The 16878-nt window shown below is 69.0% G+C and carries 13 protein-coding genes; 8 read left to right on the forward strand and 5 right to left on the reverse strand.

Features of this window, described 5'->3' with window-relative positions; all coding sequences use genetic code 11:
- The first annotated feature begins 91 nt into the window (after window positions 1-91).
- The 4 genes from LKD76_RS22475 to LKD76_RS22490 all read left to right on the forward strand — a co-directional run bounded on the left by LKD76_RS22475 (window position 92) and on the right by LKD76_RS22490 (window position 7529).
- Window positions 92-1537, forward strand: coding sequence for an acyl-CoA carboxylase subunit beta (locus LKD76_RS22475; RefSeq protein WP_227983378.1), 1446 nt, complete (start codon window positions 92-94; stop codon window positions 1535-1537).
- Between the two features lie 251 nt (window positions 1538-1788).
- Window positions 1789-3426 carry a WXG100 family type VII secretion target gene (locus LKD76_RS22480; protein WP_227983379.1) on the forward strand — a complete coding sequence of 546 codons (1638 nt, stop codon included), beginning with the start codon at window positions 1789-1791 and terminating at the stop codon, window positions 3424-3426.
- A gap of 35 nt (window positions 3427-3461) precedes the next feature.
- Complete coding sequence (locus LKD76_RS22485) at window positions 3462-3902, forward strand: YbaB/EbfC family nucleoid-associated protein (protein ID WP_227983380.1); 441 nt, start codon at window positions 3462-3464, stop codon at window positions 3900-3902.
- A gap of 234 nt (window positions 3903-4136) precedes the next feature.
- Window positions 4137-7529 carry a WXG100-like domain-containing protein gene (locus LKD76_RS22490; RefSeq protein ID WP_227983381.1) on the forward strand — a complete coding sequence of 1131 codons (3393 nt, stop codon included), beginning with the start codon at window positions 4137-4139 and terminating at the stop codon, window positions 7527-7529.
- A 2-nt stretch (window positions 7530-7531) separates the two neighbouring features.
- Here the strand turns inward: LKD76_RS22490 and LKD76_RS22495 are convergent, their stop codons facing one another.
- The 3 genes from LKD76_RS22495 to LKD76_RS22505 form a co-directional block, all read right to left on the reverse strand.
- Window positions 7532-8059, reverse strand: a complete 528-nt coding sequence (locus LKD76_RS22495; protein ID WP_227983382.1) for a DUF3145 domain-containing protein — start codon at window positions 8057-8059, stop codon at window positions 7532-7534.
- 96 nt (window positions 8060-8155) lie between these two features.
- Entirely contained in the window at window positions 8156-8989 is an 834-nt protein-coding gene (locus tag LKD76_RS22500; protein WP_227983383.1) for a serine hydrolase domain-containing protein, read from the reverse strand.
- 54 nt (window positions 8990-9043) lie between these two features.
- On the reverse strand, window positions 9044-9436 hold the full coding sequence (locus LKD76_RS22505) for a MerR family transcriptional regulator (RefSeq protein ID WP_227983384.1): 393 nt from the start codon (window positions 9434-9436) through the stop codon (window positions 9044-9046).
- Window positions 9437-9481: 45 nt separating this feature from the next.
- Between LKD76_RS22505 and LKD76_RS22510 the strand changes: the two genes are divergently transcribed.
- The 3 genes from LKD76_RS22510 to trpB all read left to right on the forward strand — a co-directional run bounded on the left by LKD76_RS22510 (window position 9482) and on the right by trpB (window position 12875).
- Window positions 9482-10252, forward strand: coding sequence for an alpha/beta fold hydrolase (locus tag LKD76_RS22510; protein WP_227983385.1), 771 nt, complete (start codon window positions 9482-9484; stop codon window positions 10250-10252).
- 51 nt (window positions 10253-10303) lie between these two features.
- On the forward strand, window positions 10304-11494 hold the full coding sequence (locus LKD76_RS22515; protein WP_227983386.1) for a serine hydrolase domain-containing protein: 1191 nt from the start codon (window positions 10304-10306) through the stop codon (window positions 11492-11494).
- Between the two features lie 133 nt (window positions 11495-11627).
- Window positions 11628-12875, forward strand: coding sequence for a tryptophan synthase subunit beta (gene trpB, locus LKD76_RS22520; protein WP_227983387.1), 1248 nt, complete (start codon window positions 11628-11630; stop codon window positions 12873-12875).
- A 75-nt stretch (window positions 12876-12950) separates the two neighbouring features.
- Here the strand turns inward: trpB and LKD76_RS22525 are convergent, their stop codons facing one another.
- The gene (locus tag LKD76_RS22525; protein WP_227983388.1) at window positions 12951-14015 is read right to left on the reverse strand and encodes a phosphotransferase family protein; all 1065 of its coding nucleotides are present in this window, start codon (window positions 14013-14015) and stop codon (window positions 12951-12953) included.
- Between the two features lie 77 nt (window positions 14016-14092).
- On the opposite strand from LKD76_RS22525, the gene pabB reads away from it, so the two are divergent.
- Window positions 14093-16348, forward strand: a complete 2256-nt coding sequence (gene pabB, locus LKD76_RS22530; protein WP_227983389.1) for an aminodeoxychorismate synthase component I — start codon at window positions 14093-14095, stop codon at window positions 16346-16348.
- Between the two features lie 19 nt (window positions 16349-16367).
- Here the strand turns inward: pabB and LKD76_RS22535 are convergent, their stop codons facing one another.
- Complete coding sequence (locus LKD76_RS22535) at window positions 16368-16841, reverse strand: hypothetical protein (RefSeq protein WP_227983390.1); 474 nt, start codon at window positions 16839-16841, stop codon at window positions 16368-16370.
- Between the last annotated feature and the right edge of the window lie 37 nt (window positions 16842-16878).

Below are 16878 nucleotides of genomic sequence, written 5' to 3' on the forward strand. Positions count from 1 at the left end.
TGGGGCTTTCCCCCTCCGAAGCCCCACCGGGATCTCATTCTTCTTCGCAGCCGCTTTTGGCGACTCCGCATTCCCTCGAGGAGACAACGCGATGACCATCCTGGCTCCCGCGCACGCGGATGCCTCGACCGATCCCCGTGATCCGCTGGGACGGTTGCAGCGCTTCTTCGATCCCGGAACCGTCCTGCCGCTGCACCCGCGCGACAAGTCCGGCGTACTGGCGGCGATCGGCGAGGTCGACGGTGTGCGCACCGTGGCCTACTGCTCCGACGCCACCGTGATGGGCGGCGCGATGGGCGTCGACGGCTGCAAGCACATCGTGAACGCGATCGATACCGCGATCGACTCCCGTGTCCCCGTCGTCGGCATCTGGCACTCGGGCGGTGCGCGCCTGGCCGAGGGTGTCGAGGCGCTGCACGCGGTCGGCACCGTATTCGAGGCCATGGTTCGCGCGTCGGGCCTGGTCCCCCAGATTTCGGTGGTCGTCGGATTCGCCGCCGGCGGCGCCGCGTACGGCCCCGCCCTGACCGACGTGGTCATCATGGCGCCCGAGGGCCGGGTCTTCGTGACCGGTCCGGACGTGGTCAAGTCGGTCACCGGCGAGAACGTCGACATGGCCACCCTCGGTGGCCCGGAGACCCACGGCAAGAAGTCCGGTGTCTGCCACATCGTCGCCGACGACGAGAACGACGCGATGCATCGCGGCCGTCGCCTGGTGTCGATGTTCGCCGAGCAGGGCGAATTCGATCTCTCCGCCGCCGCACACGGCGATGTCGACCTCAAGGCCATGCTGCCGGCCTCGGCCAAGCGCGCCTACGATGTCAAGCCGGTCGTGCGCGAACTGCTCGACAAGATCCCCTCCCCGGACGGTGAGGACGAATCCTCGTTCGAGGAGATGCAGGGCGGTTACGCCCGCAGCATCGTCACCGGCCTCGGCCGTCTCGGTGGCCGCACGGTCGGCGTGCTGGCCAACAACCCGCTGCGTATGGGCGGCTGCCTCACCAGTGAATCCGCCGAGAAGGCAGCGCGTTTCGTGCGACTGTGCAACTCGTTCGGCATTCCGATCGTGGTCATCACCGACGTCCCCGGCTATCTGCCCGGTGTCGGAATGGAGTGGGAGGGTGTGGTGCGCCGCGGCGCGAAACTGCTGCACGCCTTCGCCGAGGCGCGGGTCCCCCGCGTGACCCTGGTGACCCGCAAGATCTATGGCGGAGCCTATATCGCCATGAACGCCCGCTCGCTGGGCGCCACGGCGGTCTACGCCTGGCCGGAGTCCGAGGTCGCTGTCATGGGCGCGAAGGCCGCGGTCGGCATCCTGCACAAGAAGGCCATCGCCAAGGCCCCCGAAGCGGAGCGTGAGGCGCTGATCGATCGGCTCACCGCCGAACACGAGGCCATCGCCGGCGGTGTCGGCCGGGCCCTGTCGATCGGCGTGGTCGACGAGATCATCGACCCCGCCAAGACCCGGTCCGTCATCGCCGCGGCGCTCGCCTCGGCCCCGGCCCGGCCCAGCCACAACAAGAACATTCCGCTGTAGCGAAGACAGTTTCGAGTCGAACGGGCGGTCCTGTATGGATCGCCCGTTCGGCGTTTTCGGACCGGTGGACCGACCCGGCGGATCCGCTCGATCATGTCTTCTCACCGACGGGAATCGCGGCCGTCCCGAAGCCGAGTGGGCTGCGGGACAATTCAGAGCCGGTGATGCCCGCGCCATCCGTCGCAGTGATGTGCCGGAGCATACGGACAGTACCGAGGCCGGCAGGCGGCAGACGACCAGGAGAGTTCGGCGTGGACCAGCCGTTATCGGTGGACTCGGCAGAGCTGCGGGCCACAGGGGAACAGCTGCGGCAGCTGGCCGAGGACGCCGAGCGAATGGTGGCGTCGCTACGCGCGGCGCTGAGCCACGAAGGCGAGTGCTGGGGCGATGACGATCCGGGCAAGACCTTCGCGAAGACCTATGTCCCCGGCGCCGATCGCGGGATCGAGGGCCTCGAGAATCTGGCCGCGAATCTGCATGCCCTGCAATCCAACACCGCCGGCGCCGCCGACAACTTCGATAATCACGACCTCGACGGCGGAAATCGGATCGGCAACAGCGGTTCCACCGAACCGACCGCCATGGATGCCCTCGTCCCCCAGGATGCGCGCTATCCCGTCACCCCGAGCGTGGCGACACCGGATGCCACTCGAGCCCAGCCGGTGAGTCCCCCCGCCGGCACAGCGGCAGCCGCGACGCCGTACCACGGCGATCCGGATCCGAATGCCGGGCGCGGCGCCGATCCGAATCCACAGTCACCAACCGGCGACGGTACTCGGCCGACAGCCGACCGGGCCGGACAGCCGTCGAACGGCGCCGACTCACCCGATGGCTCGTACGACCCGAACAGTGCCACATCCGACTCTCCGGTCGAGGCGACCGATCCTGCCGCGGCCGCGCCCACACCGGCGAATGCGCCGAACGGCGCCGCGGCGGACGGAGGCCGGCAGCACACTACACCGCCGGACGCCGGTGCCACCGGCCGAACCGCGGCCCGCGCCGACACCCCCTGGTCCCGCGGCACCACCGCGACGCCCGCGACGCCATGGGCGAAACCGGCCGCGACCACGCCGCCCGCCACCGAGAGCGAGACGCCACCGCGCGTCTCACCGCCGCGCCGGAAGGGGCCTGGTACCGAGCAGCCGGACAAGAAGCGCGACAACAAAACCGACCGCCCGGCGCGGCGCAACAAGCCCGTGGCCGGCGAGCGGCGCGATGTCACCGATGCCGAGGCACTGCGGATCGCCCGGGAAATGGCGTCGCGGCACGACATCGAGATCGCGGGATTCGAGGAGGCCGGCATCACCGTGGACGCGGTGCTGCAGATGTCGGAGGCCCTCGATTCGGTACTCGGCACCTACCCGGCGGGTCTGCGTGGAATCGAGATCCGGCCGGCGGCCGGCTCCTCATGTCAGGTCGAGAACCGCGGTACGGCACCGGAATCGGCGGTCGAGCCGTGGATCGTGGTCGCAACGGCGGCGGCGGTCGACCCCGCCTCCCTGGCCGCGTCCGATGCGGCGCATCGCCCGGCGGTATACCGGGAGCGGCCGATGTTCGCCGCGATCGTACGCGAGCTCGGCGCCGTCCTCGATCTGACCGGCGGATCGCTAGCACGCAAGGAGGCCCAGCGGGCATTGATCACCGAATATGTCCGCATCAGCGGTGCGGAGCGGGACACCTTGGCTCAGATCGTCGACGGATACCGGCGCTGGCGCGAACAGCTCGGCCCGGATTGCTTGCGCCACGACATGTTCGCGCCCGATCTGGCCGTCGCGCACGGCTTCGCGGAGGTGGAGCTTTCCGGTAGCTCGGCCGGTGGCCCCGCCAAGGTCCTGCATCGGCTACTCACCGCGCGGGCAGGCGAACGGGCCGACGCGAATCAAGGGTGAGCCGATGCCCACCGACGACGAGAAAGGTATGCACGGTGGAACACTGGGAGCGCGAGGAGTTGCGGTCGGCCAACAGCGGGCTGCGCCGGCAGGTCGACAGTCTGCTCGATGCGTTCGAACAGCAGCAGCCCCACCTCGGTGAGGTGTGCCGGCAGCTGGAATCGCTTCGGGTGCAGGCCAGTTCACCGGATCAGGCTGTCGAGGTGACGGTGGACGGCAGTGGGGTGCTCACCGATTTGCGGCTGACGACCTCGGCCATGCGTTCCACACCGGAGAAACTGGCGAGCTCGATCGTGGAAGCCGTGCAGGCCGCCGCGCAGGCGGCGCAGCAACGAGCCGAGGCGCTCACCGCGCCGATCGTCACCGAGCTGGACGATATGGGCGATCTGCCGGATGTGCTGCCGGAGGCGCCGAGTCTGCGCGATATCCGCGCGTTCTTCGCGAATCAGGGCCGACCCGAGACCGGATCGGAGTAGACCGGGCAGCGCCACCCGCGCCGACGACGCGACCTGGCAGGGGAGCCCGGAAACCGGGGGTGCGAATCGGTTCCACCAGCTCGTTCCCGGACCACTCGGCTCGCCGCGATGCGAACAAGGAGAGATCCGCGTGGACCAGTCACTCTCAGTGGATCCCCGGAACTCGGCCTGGCGGTTCGAGGAATCGGCCGGCAGACCCGCGGAACCGGTGGCGACACCCGGGGCGCGCCCCGCGTGACCCTGACATTGCCACCGTGGCTGCCTGAACCGGTGATGGCCTGCGTCGCAGGGCATTTTCCGCAGGGCGACGAGACCGCCATGCGCCGCTGCGCGGATGTCTGGGCCGATACCGCCCAGCAGTGCGCCCCCTTGGCGGAGCAACACCTCGTCGCGGCGCGGGCGATACAAGCCGCTTCAGCGGGTGAGGCCGTAGACCAACTCGCCCGGAGCCATCTCGATTTTGCCGAGAACTGGCGCGCTCAGCAGAACTACTGCGACAGCATGGCCCGGCAGCTGCACGAGGGCGCGACCGGGGTCGAATTCCAGAAGCTGGTCTGCATTTTCACCGCGGCGACCTTGGCCGGACAGCTGGCACGCGATGGGCTCGCCTTCGCGGCCGGTGGTGCGCTGATGGGCGTCGCCGACCGGATCGCGGCCGATGCGACCCTGTCCGCCTTGCGGAAAAGAGTGCTCGAGTGGCTCGCCGGAGCCGGAGCCAAGGCAGCGGCGGAACGAAGTCTGCTGGTGCTGGCCGCGAAGTCGGCACTGGTGGGTATGACGCTGGGCGGCCTGGTCAATCTCGGCGCCCAGGGTGTGCAGATCATGGAGGGGAATCGAGACGGCATCGATCTCACCTCGGCGCGTGTGGCCGTCATCGCGGGTGGCGCGGGTGGCGCGGCCGGCGCGCTCACCGGTCATGTACTGGCCCCGAGGATTACCACCCTGTTCGGCCGCCACGCCACGAGCCCGGCGGGGCGATTGCTCGCGCATTTGGGAGGAACGGTGTTCCTCGGCGGTGCCGGTGGCATCGCCGGCGGTGTGGCCGGCACCGGGGTGTCGCTGATATTGACCGGTCAGGCGTTCACTCGTCAGGCATTCACCGAGGGAGTAATTCCCGGGTTCGCGGGCGGCTTCCTCGGCGCTGCCGGGGCTGCCATGCGCGCCCGGCCGATGCCCACACCGGCAGGTGTGCCGCGCATGCCGCTACCGGATCCGCCAGGGGCGCACGCGGTTCAGGTGAGCGAGGCTTCGCCGCCCGGCCGGGCGAACGTGGTGTCAACCTACCGCGACCCTCCCGCTCCTGCGGCGCCCGGAACCGGGTCCGGGCGAACCGCCCATCCGGACCCGTTCGACTACAGCACCACAGTGCCTCCGGACAAGGCCGCCCTCCGCACCCGGCCGGTCACCGAGGTCGCCACCGATCCGGTCGCGGCACCGCCTTGGGCTACCCGCACCCGGGATCCCGGCAAAGCCGATCTCATCTCCTCGGGCAACGAGCCGAAACACCTGTCGACGAGTGTCGCCGATCATCGCGCGGCCAATTCCCCTGCGCGCGAGCCGGTTCCGGCCGGGGTCTCACAGCGAGCAGACGCCGCCGAGCCGGTCCCCGCGGGATCGGAAACTGCCTGGACTGTCGCTTCCCAACATACTGCCGAAGGGTCGGGGCGCCAGGACGCACGCGGATCGCACAGCAGCACACCGCATGCGACCGAATCCGCCGCCCACAACACCACGGAGCAGAGCCGACTGGCGACGAGCGGTGAGCCCCGCGCAAACTCGCCCGCGAGTCCCACACCACCACGCGGGGTGACGTCGGCTCCGGTGGATCGGCCGCCGAACCCGGCCGACGGCACGCCCGCCGGGCCGCCGGAGCCGCACCCTGAGGCCGTCGAAACGCACAGTGTGCCGACCGATTCCGGCGAGGGACACAACCTTGGCACCGACGGTTCGGACGGCCCCAACCCGCCGGACGACCCACCGAGCACGGCACCGGCTTCGGACGGCGATCCCGACCGCGTCGCCCTCGGAGCACTCGCCGCGGGCGATCGCGAGCACGCGGAAAACGCTGCGGCGGCAGTTGCATCACTCTTGCGGGATTGGCCGGCGAACGGACCCAACGCCGCCGCCTCGATCGCCGAAACCGTCACTCGGGCAATAGAATCCGGCGACGGTACGATCGACCTCACCGCCGAGTTCATGGCGTTCGATCCCAATTCGGCGGACCGCTCGCTGCGCCTGGCGATCACCGATACCGTCGATGAGAACCACCAGTCCATGACGGTGTGGTATTTCGACGAGAATCCGCCACCACTGACGGTAGACGCGCAGGGCAAACCGACCCTTCCGCATCGGTCGGTGCAGGGAACCGAGGCAACCCGTCACCATTACACACGCCGTGTGTCCATCGAACGGCGTGCGCTCGGCGCGCAATTGACGCAAGCAGGCTGGCCGGAATCGCATATCGGCAACGCCCAGTTGATCCACGGCGAGGTGTACGAGAACGCCGTCGGACTCACCCCACCGGACCGCTCACCGGTAATCTACCGATCCGCGATCGATACCGGCCCCGACGGCCCCCGGCTCCGCATCTCGGTCACCGACCATATTCCCGGGCGACCAACGGAATTCGACCCGAACAATCCGGTGCCGAGCGACAAATCCAGCGGGCGCGGCGGCGAGATCCGGTTCAAGGCGTCCCACGGTACCGGAATCATCGAGCATGGCGACGGCAGCAAATCGATCTGGTTCGAGCTCCGTCGGAACGAAGCCGCACCGTCCGACGAGCCGGCCGCACCTCCGGCGCCTGCCGAAGCTCGGCCTACCGCCCTGAAGCCCGCAGCCGAGGGCATCAATCTGGAGCTCCTGCGCGACATGGGTATCGACGTAGACGGTCTCGCCGACTTGCAAGCCCCGGCACGGGCCGCGGACCGCGACATCGAGGCCGCGGCCCTCGACGATCTCGCACCGGTTGCGCAGGGAGTGGAGATGCCGCGCGCGCCTTTCTACAACGGTGCCCGGCTGTGGCAGTGCGAGCAGATCTTTCCCCGGGCTTTCGGAGAGCCGCCCGAAGCAGAGGGCTACATCCGGACCGCGGCGCACAGTTCGGTGGGCGAGGTCGTCTACCTTACTGAAGGGGCCGACGGTCCCCACCGCGAAACGGGCGCCGAGGGCGCCCATCTCGCGAGCGTGTATGGCACGATCACCCGCTGGACCGACGTCCGCGACGGCCTGAACCGCTTCCATCCGGCGGGCATGGTGCTCGGCATCGATTCCAGTGTCCAGGCTCGCCCGATGCCCGCAGCAGACCACTCGGCGAAGAATTTCCTCGAAGGCGTGAGCGACCGCGTCCTGACCGCATCGGGTCGCATAGACACATCGCAGATCACGAGTGTGCAGTTCCAGATCTACGAGACGATCATCCAGGATCGTCGCGCGACGCTGGTGGCCGACGGCCTACCCGGATTGAGTGATCTGAACGCAGCCTCCGTGTCCGATCCCGTAGTGATCCGGGACCGGATAAATCGGCTGGCCGCCGCGATCCGAGAGCACTACCCGCATATCGACGTATCGGTCGCGACGAGTCACTTGTCCGTCGAGGAGGCGATCCGACTGTTCGAGGCGACGTGACCTCAGCCGACGTCGCGACGCAACCAGGTGACCTCGGCGCCCTCGCCGCCGGTGCGGAAGGGTTCCAGTTCGTCGTCCCAGGCGGTGCCGAGGGCGCGATCGATATCGGCGGAGATGTCGCCGGCCCGGCCGCGGGCGCGGGCGGAGCGGACTATTTCACGCAGGCGCATTTCACCGACCATGACATCGCCGTTGGCGCTCATCGCGCCCGACCACAATCCGAGGCCGGGAACGAAACTGTAGCGTTCGCCGTCGACTCCCTCGGAGGGATCCTCGGTCACTTCGAAGTGCAGAACCGGCCAATCCCGCAACGCCTTGGCAATTCGCGCGGCGGTACCCACCGGACCCACCCAGTCGGTGGTTGCGCGCAGTTGTCCACCGGCGGCGGGTTGCGCGGTCCAGCGCAGCGACGCCGGTGATTTCAGCGCGGAGGAGAGCGTCCATTCGATGTGCGGGCACAGCGCGGCCGGTGACGCGTGGATATACACCACACCACATGTCACATCCGCGAACTGATCAGATGCGCGCACCTGTATACCTCCAGCCTCGACGTGGGACGTCTTCCCCAACATCCCGCCGAGCGCAGGCGTTGCCCGAGTTTACTGGAGTGCCCCGTGTTACGGCTGTTACTTTTCGCCCGTGTCGCGAATCCGCTGGTGATCCGCGATGACGGCATCACTGAAGGTCGGCCACACCGCACGAGCCCAATCCCCGAAATTCTCATCGCTCAATGCCACACACGCCACTCCGATCTGCGGGTCCACCCACAGGAAGGTTCCGGACTGCCCGAAATGACCATAGGTCCGCGGCGAGTTGGCTCCCCCCGTCCAATGCGGAGTCTTGTGATCGCGGATCTCGAATCCCAGACCCCAATCATTGGGGCGCTGCGAACCGTATCCGGGGAGCACACCGCCGAGGCCGGGGAATTGCACACCGGTCGCCGCGGCGAGGGTGTCCGCGGACAGCAGTGTCGGCTCCAGCAATTCCGCGGCGAAACGCAACAGATCGTGCACGGTGGAACGAGCGGCGTGTCCGGCCGAGCCGGTCAATACCGAGGATTTCATTCCGAGTGGCTCGAATACCGCCTCGTGCAGATAGTCGGGGAATTCGATTCCGGTCTCACGGGTGAGGAACTCGGCCAGAACCTCGAAACCGGCGCTGGAGTAGATGCGGCGCTGTCCCGGCTCGGACAGGATCACCGTGGTGTCGAAAGCCAATCCGGAGGCGTGCGCGAGCAGATGGCGGACGGTCGAACCGGGCGGCCCGGCGGGTTGATCCAGTTCGATCGCCCCCTCCTCGACCGCGACCAGAACCGCGTAGGCCGCAAGGGGTTTGGTCACCGAGGCGAGCGCGAAGACGCGGTCGAGATCCCCCTCGGTACCGACGACTCCGCGCGTATCGACCACGCCGGCGGCAGCGTGACGAACCGGCCAATCGCGAATCTGCTCGAGTGCGCGCACGGCACCGAGCCTACGAGAAGTCCGCACCGGCCGTGCCCCCAGGGGCGATGCGGCTCACCCCAACCGCGGACCCTCGCGGTCGTAGGGTGCGGCGGCGGTGATGCCGTCCTGGTGGGCGAGCAGCGTGCGACGCCGGATCAACTCGGCGATCTGGGCATCCAGTCGAGACAGCCCGTCGCGCATGATCTTTCGGCTGTGGTCGCAGTGTTCGAAGCCGGTCGCGGTCGCACACGGCAGCAGTTCGCGGATCGATTCGGTCGGCAATCCGGCGGCGAGCAGCTCCCGGATGCGCCGCACCCGTTCGGTCGCGTCGGCGGTGTAGACGCGATAGCCGTTGCCGTCGCGGCGGGCGGCCAGCAGACCCTGCTCCTCGTAGTAGCGCAGCAGGCGCGAGCTCACTCCGGTCGCGGCCGACAGTTCCCCGATCAGCATCGTGGTCTCCCGCACATCGGCTTGACCTTCACATCCATGTCAAGCCCTAACGTCGCGGCCATGACGAACATTTCCCTGTCCACCTCGGTCACCGGCAGCGGACCCGCGGTGGTGCTCGCGCACGGCGCCGGCGGCGGCATCGAGGCCAATTTCGGATCGCTGATCCCGCTGCTGGCCCGGCGGCACACGGTGATCGGCTCGGACTATCCCGCCGACGACACGGTGCTGAATCTGGACGACCTCGCCGACGCGCTGGTCGAGGCGGCGGTGGCGGCCGGGGCGCGACGGTTCCCGATCATCGGATTCTCGCTGGGTACCGCGGTGGCGGTGCGGGCCGCGATACGTCATCGCGATCGGGTGAGCGGACTGGTACTGGCCGCCGGACTCGCGCGGGCCGACCATCGTGCCCGGCTGATTCTGGACCTGTGGCGCACCGCGCTGGCCGCGGGCGACCACGACGCCTTCGCGCGGATCGTGCTGCTGTCCGGATACAGCGCGGCCTTCATCAACTCCCGCACCGATACGGAGTGCTCGCGGCTGCTGACGCAGATCGCGGCGGCCGTGCCCGGCGGCACCGCCGCACAGGCCGACCTGGTGTCGGTGGTCGACACCCGGGCGGACCTGCCAGCGATCACGGTGCCGACGCGGATCATCGCCGCCACCGCCGATCTGCTCGTGGATCCCGCCAACTCCCGCGAACTCGCCGCCGCGATCCCGGGTGCGCGGTATGTGGAGATCGATGCGGGGCACGTCCTCATGCACGAGAGCCCGGACGCCTGGCATCGCGCGGTGCTCGGCTACTTCGCCGAACATCCCGCCCTCGCCGCCTGATCACCGCACCCGTCGAGCTGCCCGCCGATGGCCGTTACCATCGGTTGCACTATGGGCGAGGTTGCTGAGGTTCACGGTGAGGTGGCGGCCGGTTTCGGACCGGTCGCGGACGCGTTTCGACGCAACTTCGCCTGCTCCGGGGAAATCGGGGCGGCGGTGGCCGTGTACGACGGGGACCGGCCGGTGGTGGATCTGTGGGCCGGGTTCCGGGATCGGCGCCGCCGGCTGGCCTGGGAGCGCGACACCATGGTGCCGGTGTTCTCCTCGACCAAGGGCATGACGGCCTTCGTCGTCGCCGGCGCCGTTTCGCGCGGGGTCCTGGACTATCAGGCGCCGGTCGCGCAGTACTGGCCCGAATTCGCCGCCCACGGCAAGGAAGCGATCACCGTGCGGCAGCTACTGGATCACCGCGCGGGACTGCCGGTCCTCGATCGGGTGGTGCGACTCGGCGATATGGCCGATCAGGATCGGCTCGCGGAGATTCTCGCGGATCAGAAACCCTTGTGGAGCCCGGGAACCCGCCAGGGCTACCACCCGATCACGGCCGGGCTGTACCAGGGGGAGTTGCTGCGGCGGGTCGATCCACAGCACCGGACCATCGGGCGCATCTTCGCCGAGGAATTCGCCGGACCGCTCGATCTGGACTTCTTCATCGGCCTGCCCGAGAAGGAACCGCTCGAGCGGATCGCCACCTTGTCATCCACCTCCGGTCTGGATGTGCTGCGGTACGAGCGAGAGGTGCCGTTGCGCATCGGGATCCAGCTGTTCCTACGGCGCGGCCTGACCTACCGGGCCTTGAGCAGTCCGCGCACCGGCGCACCCGAACGCGCGGCCCGGCGGGAATTCCTGGGTGTGGAGAGTCCGGCCGCCGGTGGTGTGGGCACCGCGCGGTCGCTGGCCCGGGTCTACGGCGCGGCGGCGGGACGCACCGGGGAATTGCCCATCGCCCCGGGCATTCTGGATCGGCTGGCCACCGCCGATACCGTCGACGACGTCCCCGCCGACGATCTGGTGCTGCTCACCCGCAGTCGCTATCACCTGGGCTTCCGTAAGTCGTGCGGCACCTTCCGATTCGGCAGCGACAAGCGCGCCTACGGCACCACCGGTTACGGCGGCTCCTTCGGTTTCGCCGATCCGGCAACCGGTCTCGGTTTCGGATATGTGATGAACCGTCTCGGGACGGCCGTCCTCGACGATGCCCGCGCCCGATCCATCCGCGCGGCGCTGCTGCGCTGCGCCTGATCCGATCGCTGCCGATTTACCACCACTGAATATCAGCTCTTCAGTGCTGTTAACTCATTCGTCGTCGGCAGGTGGCCTGGCGTGTGCGCGAGCCGCACACACTGTCCGGGCCGGACGGCGGAGAGAAAGCACGATGCGAATGGTGATCGGATATACATCGGCGCAGGCGGCCGGGCAGGACGGCGAGCGCCACGACGATCGAGGTCGCTTCGGTGCCTTCGGCGGCCGCTACGTCCCCGAGGGTTTGATGGCGGCCCTCACCGAGGTGGAGTCCGCGCATCGCCGCGCCTGGGCCGATCCGGCGTTCCATCGGGAACTCGACGAATTGTTGCGGGACCGCGTGGGCCGCCCGACCCTGCTGCATTCGGCGCCGAGGCTCGCCCGGACCTTGGGTGTCGCGGGGGTGCGGGTCTATCTGAAGCGCGAGGATATGGCGCACACCGGGGCCCACAAGATCAACAACGCACTCGGCCAGGGTCTGCTGGCGGCCCGGATGGGCAAAACTCGGCTCATCGCGGAGACCGGCGCCGGTCAGCATGGTGTCGCGGTGGCGACCGTGGCCTCGATGCTGGGCCTCGACGCCGTGATCTACATGGGCGCCGACGATATGGCGCGGCAGCAGAGCAATGTGGTTCGCATGCGGCTGCTCGGCGCCGAGGTGCGCCCGGTCGGCTCCGGCGATCGGCGGCTCAAGGCGGCCGTCACCGAGGCGGTGCGGGATTGGGTGGCGCACACCGAGTCCACGCATTTCCTGTTCGGCACGGCCGCCGGTCCGGCGCCGTATCCGCGGATGGTGCGCGATCATCAGAGCCGGATCGGCGACGAGGCCCGATCGCAACTGCTGGCCGCCGCGGGCCGCCTGCCCGATCATGTGATCGCCTGTGTGGGCGGCGGCAGCAATGCGGTCGGCATGTTCCACGCGTTCACCGGCGATCCCGATGTGCGGCTGATCGGTGTGGAGGCAGGCGGGCGCGGCCTGGACACCGGCCAGCACGCGGCCACCCTCAGCGCCGGCTCCCCGGGTGAGATGGACGGATCCTTCAGCTACGTCCTGCAGGATCGCGACGGGCAGATCGCCCGCACCCACAGCATCGCGGCCGGTTTGGACTATCCCGGGGTGGGCCCGGAACTGAGCCATCTCAAGGACATCGGGCGCATCGAGCACGCCGTGGCCACCGATGCGGTCGCCGTGCACGGGTTGCACACGCTGTGCCGTACGGAGGGCATCATCACCGCGCTCGAATCCGCGCATGCCGTCGGACATCTGCTCGAGCTGGCCGAGCGCGGCGCGGTCGCCGAGGACGCGCTGATCCTGCTGTGCCTGTCGGGTCGCGGCGACAAGGACCTCGCCATCGCCGCCGGACTGCTCGACGCCGGCTGAGCCGGCTCAACGTCACCGCCGGCTGAGCCGGCTCAACGTCACCGCCGGCTGAGCCGGCTCAACGCAACCGCCGGCTCATTCGATGAGCCGGTTCGCCTTCTCGAACAGCTCCAGGGTGATCGCGTGCAGGAAGTCACCGGTCTGCTTCGGCGCTTTCCCGGCGAAGGCGCGCGCATGGGTGCCCTCCAGCACGATCCCGAGCTTGAAGCAGGCCAGCACGGTGTACCAGGTGGCATGTCCGAGATCGCGATCGGAGAAGTTCGCGTAGTGGGCGATCATCTCCTCCGGAGTCGGCAGACCGCCGGCCGCGCCCAGCTTGCCGACCAGTGCGGCCCCGGTGGTGCCCGGCTCCGGGCGCGTGGCGATCTGCCAGCCCAGATCCAGGAGTGGATCGCCGATGGTGGACATCTCCCAGTCGACCATCGCGGCGACCTCGGGCCCGTCGTAGGAGAACATCATGTTGGCCAGGTGGCAGTCACCGTGCAGGATGCCCGGCCGCCACTGCGCCGGCCGATTGCGGTCGAGCCATTCCCCGACCCGGTCCACGCCCGGAATCCGCGGGCCCGGATATCCGTCGTTGGCGCTGTAGGAATCGAGCTCGCCGAGCCAGCGCGGCACCTGCCGTTCCAGGAATCCGTCCGGCTTGCCGTAGTCGGATAGTCCGAGGGCCTCGTAGTCGAGCGATCCGAGTCGCGCGATGGCCTCCACCGCCGACAGGCCCATCTGCCGCCGTACCTCCGGATCTCCGGCGTGCAGTGCGGGGAGTTCGGTCTGCGGGTTGAAACCGGTGATCGGTTCCATCAGATAGAAGACCGCGCCGATCACCGTTTCGTCGGCGCCGGTGGCGATCACCCGCGGGGCCCGCACACCGGTTCCGGCCAGCGCCCCCAGCAGCCGGGATTCACGCCGAATCACCTCGTTGCTCTTGGGCCGCAGATGTTTCGGACCGCGACGCAGGACGAAGTCGCGACCACCCCGGCGGAATCGCAGCATGATGTTCTGAGTTCCGCCGCCCAGCGGTGTCACCTGTTCGAAACCACCGCCGGGCAGGCCTTGGCCATCCATCCACTCGCCGACGGCCGCGAAATCGACGACCTCGCGCTCCACCTCGGCCGGTTGCACCACTGACATGCCCCACATTCTGCACCACCGGCCCCCCACAACTGAAGGCATATGCCATCACTGCGGCGCCTCCCCTGCCCGATACGGTGATGCGTATGAGCACGACCCGGTCTCTGCCCGCGGGCGAGGCCACTATCGACCGAGCGGTGGGCACCGGCGCGGCGACGCCGCTGCGCACCCTGCTGGTCGACAACTACGACTCGTTCACCTACAACCTCTTTCATCTGATCGGCACGGTGAACGGCGCCGAACCCACGGTGCTCCGCAACGACGAGGTCGGCGACCTCGACGCGGTGGAGCTCGACCGATTCGACAACATCGTCATCTCCCCCGGCCCCGGACGTCCCGATGTGACAAGGGATTTCGGCATCTCGCGGCCGCTGATCGAACAGGCCGGACTGCCGCTGCTCGGAGTCTGCCTCGGCCATCAGGGGATCGTGCTGGCGGCCGGCGGGCAGGTCGTTCCCGCACCCGCGCCACGGCACGGCTACCCCGATCGCATCACCCACGACGGACAGGACCTCTTCGCCGGGGTGCCCGCCGATTTCCTGGCCGTGCGCTATCACTCGCTGTGCGCGGCGCAGCCGCTCCCCGACGCGCTGGCCATCACCGCGAGCGCGCCGGACGGGGTCGTGATGGGGGTCCGGCACCGCCACCGCCCGCAGTGGGGCGTGCAGTTCCATCCGGAATCGGTGTCGAGCGAATTCGGCCGCGCGCTGCTTCACAACTTCGCCCGGCTGACTCGTGAGTGGCGGACGCATCATGGCGTCGATCCCGCCGATCGAACCAGCCGGGCCCGCTCGGGCGATGCGACCGTGGTTCGCGAGGTGCCCGCCACGCTCTCCCACCCCGATCGGCACGAGGTGACGACCTCCCGGCGTTCGGCCACGACACTCACCGTCCTGCACGAAGTGATCGATCGGGCGGTGGACGCCGAAGCCGTTGTCCAACGGTTGTATCGGGACTCGGCGACGGCATTCTGGCTCGACAGCGCACACGTCGAGCCCGGCCTGGACCGGTTCTCCTTCGTCGGGGACGCGGCGGGGCCGCTGTCGGAAGTGGTCCGTTATCGAGTCGGCGCGGGATGCGTGATCGAGGATCGGCACGGGATCCGTACGGACCCGCGGCCGGTTCTGGACTATCTGTCGGCGCGATTGGCTGCGGCGCCCCTCCGACTCCCGGATGTGCCGTTCGACTTCACGGGCGGTTACGTCGGCTATCTCGGCTACGAGGCCAAGGCCGACTGCGGCGCGACCGCGGCGCACCGCTCGCCGTATCCCGACGCGCAGTGGGTGTTCGCGGATCGGCTCGTGGTGGTCGATCATGTCGCCGGCCGCACCCATCTGATCGCGGTGACCGATGCGGAGTCGGCCGCGGAGAACCGTGGCTGGCTGACCGAGACGCGGGCGATCGTCGCGGCACTGCCGGATCGGTCGATGCCCGAGCCGTGCGCGCTGCCCGCCGACGAAGCCGCGGTCATCTCCGGGCTCACCCGCGGGCGCGACCGCTATCTGGCCGATATCGCCGCCATCGGCACCGAGTTGCGCGCCGGTGAGACCTACGAGGTGAACCTCACCGACAACGTCGAATTCGCTTCCACCGCGGCCGGTCTCGACGTGTATCGGGTGCTGCGCCGTAGTAATCCGGCGCCGTACGCGGCCTATCTGCGCTTCGGCGAGCTGCAGGTGGCCTGTTCCTCGCCCGAGCGGTTCCTCAAGATCGACCGCACCCGGATGGTGGAGACCAAGCCCATCAAGGGCACCGCACCGCGCGGAGCGACCTCGGAGGCGGACGAAAATCTGCGGCGCGCGCTGGAACTGGATCCCAAGACCCGAGCCGAGAACCTGATGATCGTCGATCTGCTGCGCAACGACCTGGGCCAGGTGTGCGAGGTGGGCAGCGTCCACGTCCCCGAACTCATGGTCGCCGAGACCTACACCACGATGCACCAGCTGGTGAGCACCGTCCGGGGGCGGCTGCGGCCCGAGGTCGACGCCATCGACTGCCTACGCGCGTGTTTCCCGGGCGGTTCGATGACCGGCGCCCCGAAGCTGCGCACCATGGAGATCATCGACGCGCTCGAAACCGATGCGCGGGGAATCTATTCGGGCACGATCGGATTCCTGGGGCTGGGCGGAACGGCGGATCTCAATATCGTCATTCGCACCGCGGTCCGGGACGAGAACGGCTGGCGGGTCGGCGCGGGCGGAGCCATCGTGCTCGACTCCGACGCGGAATCGGAGTTCCACGAGATGGTGCTCAAGGCGGCGGCCGCACTGCGCGCGGTGACCCACGTGAGCGAGGCGCCGATCGCGGTCGGCGACAGCGGCTCGCCCCTGCCCGCGAACTGAGAGCGGGCGCCGGCGCGAACTAGGTGCGTCGGCGGCGCGTCTTCGGCTCGGGTTGCGGCGGCTCCGCCTCGCGACCGGCGAGGCGCCCCAGCATCGATATCCCGGGCAGTCTCGACAGCCGGCTGAAGACGTCCTCGCCGAGCGCGATCACCGCCTCCAGACGGGGTAGCAACCGGTCGTAGGCGGCGAAGGCGGGATCGGCGAGGGCCAGGGTGCGATCGAGCCGGTCGATGGTCGAATTGAGCCGGTCGATGGCGATGGCCAGGTTCTCGATCAGATCGGGAAGCTGGGCGGCCAACTGCACCGAGGCCGGTGGCAGCCGCACCGCGGTCCCGAAGGCGGTACCGGCGGTGACCTGCGCGGCGTCGATCGCCTGACCCGCCGCGGTCTGCGCGGCCTGCGCTGCTGCCTGGGCGGCGGCCAGGATCTCCGTCGCACCCGGCACCCGCGCCCCGCCGGGCTTACGCCCGGAGTCACCCTTCGGGTTCGTCATATTCCCACTGTGCCGCACCCGGCGATGGACCGGAAGC

It is taken from the genome of Nocardia spumae (genome assembly GCF_020733635.1).
Classification (GTDB): Bacteria; Actinomycetota; Actinomycetes; order Mycobacteriales; family Mycobacteriaceae; genus Nocardia; species Nocardia spumae.

Bases quoted from the DNA above. Each gene is read 5' to 3' on its own strand.
- LKD76_RS22475 (WP_227983378.1), top strand. From the start codon at position 92: ATGACCATCCTGGCTCCCGCGCACGCGGATGCCTCGACCGATCCCCGT.
- LKD76_RS22510 (WP_227983385.1), top strand. From the start codon at position 9,482: ATGACGAACATTTCCCTGTCCACCTCGGTCACCGGCAGCGGACCCGCG.
- LKD76_RS22515 (WP_227983386.1), top strand. From the start codon at position 10,304: ATGGGCGAGGTTGCTGAGGTTCACGGTGAGGTGGCGGCCGGTTTCGGA.
- trpB (WP_227983387.1), top strand. From the start codon at position 11,628: ATGCGAATGGTGATCGGATATACATCGGCGCAGGCGGCCGGGCAGGAC.
- LKD76_RS22525 (WP_227983388.1), bottom strand. From the start codon at position 14,015: ATGTGGGGCATGTCAGTGGTGCAACCGGCCGAGGTGGAGCGCGAGGTC.
- pabB (WP_227983389.1), top strand. From the start codon at position 14,093: ATGAGCACGACCCGGTCTCTGCCCGCGGGCGAGGCCACTATCGACCGA.
- LKD76_RS22535 (WP_227983390.1), bottom strand. From the start codon at position 16,841: ATGACGAACCCGAAGGGTGACTCCGGGCGTAAGCCCGGCGGGGCGCGG.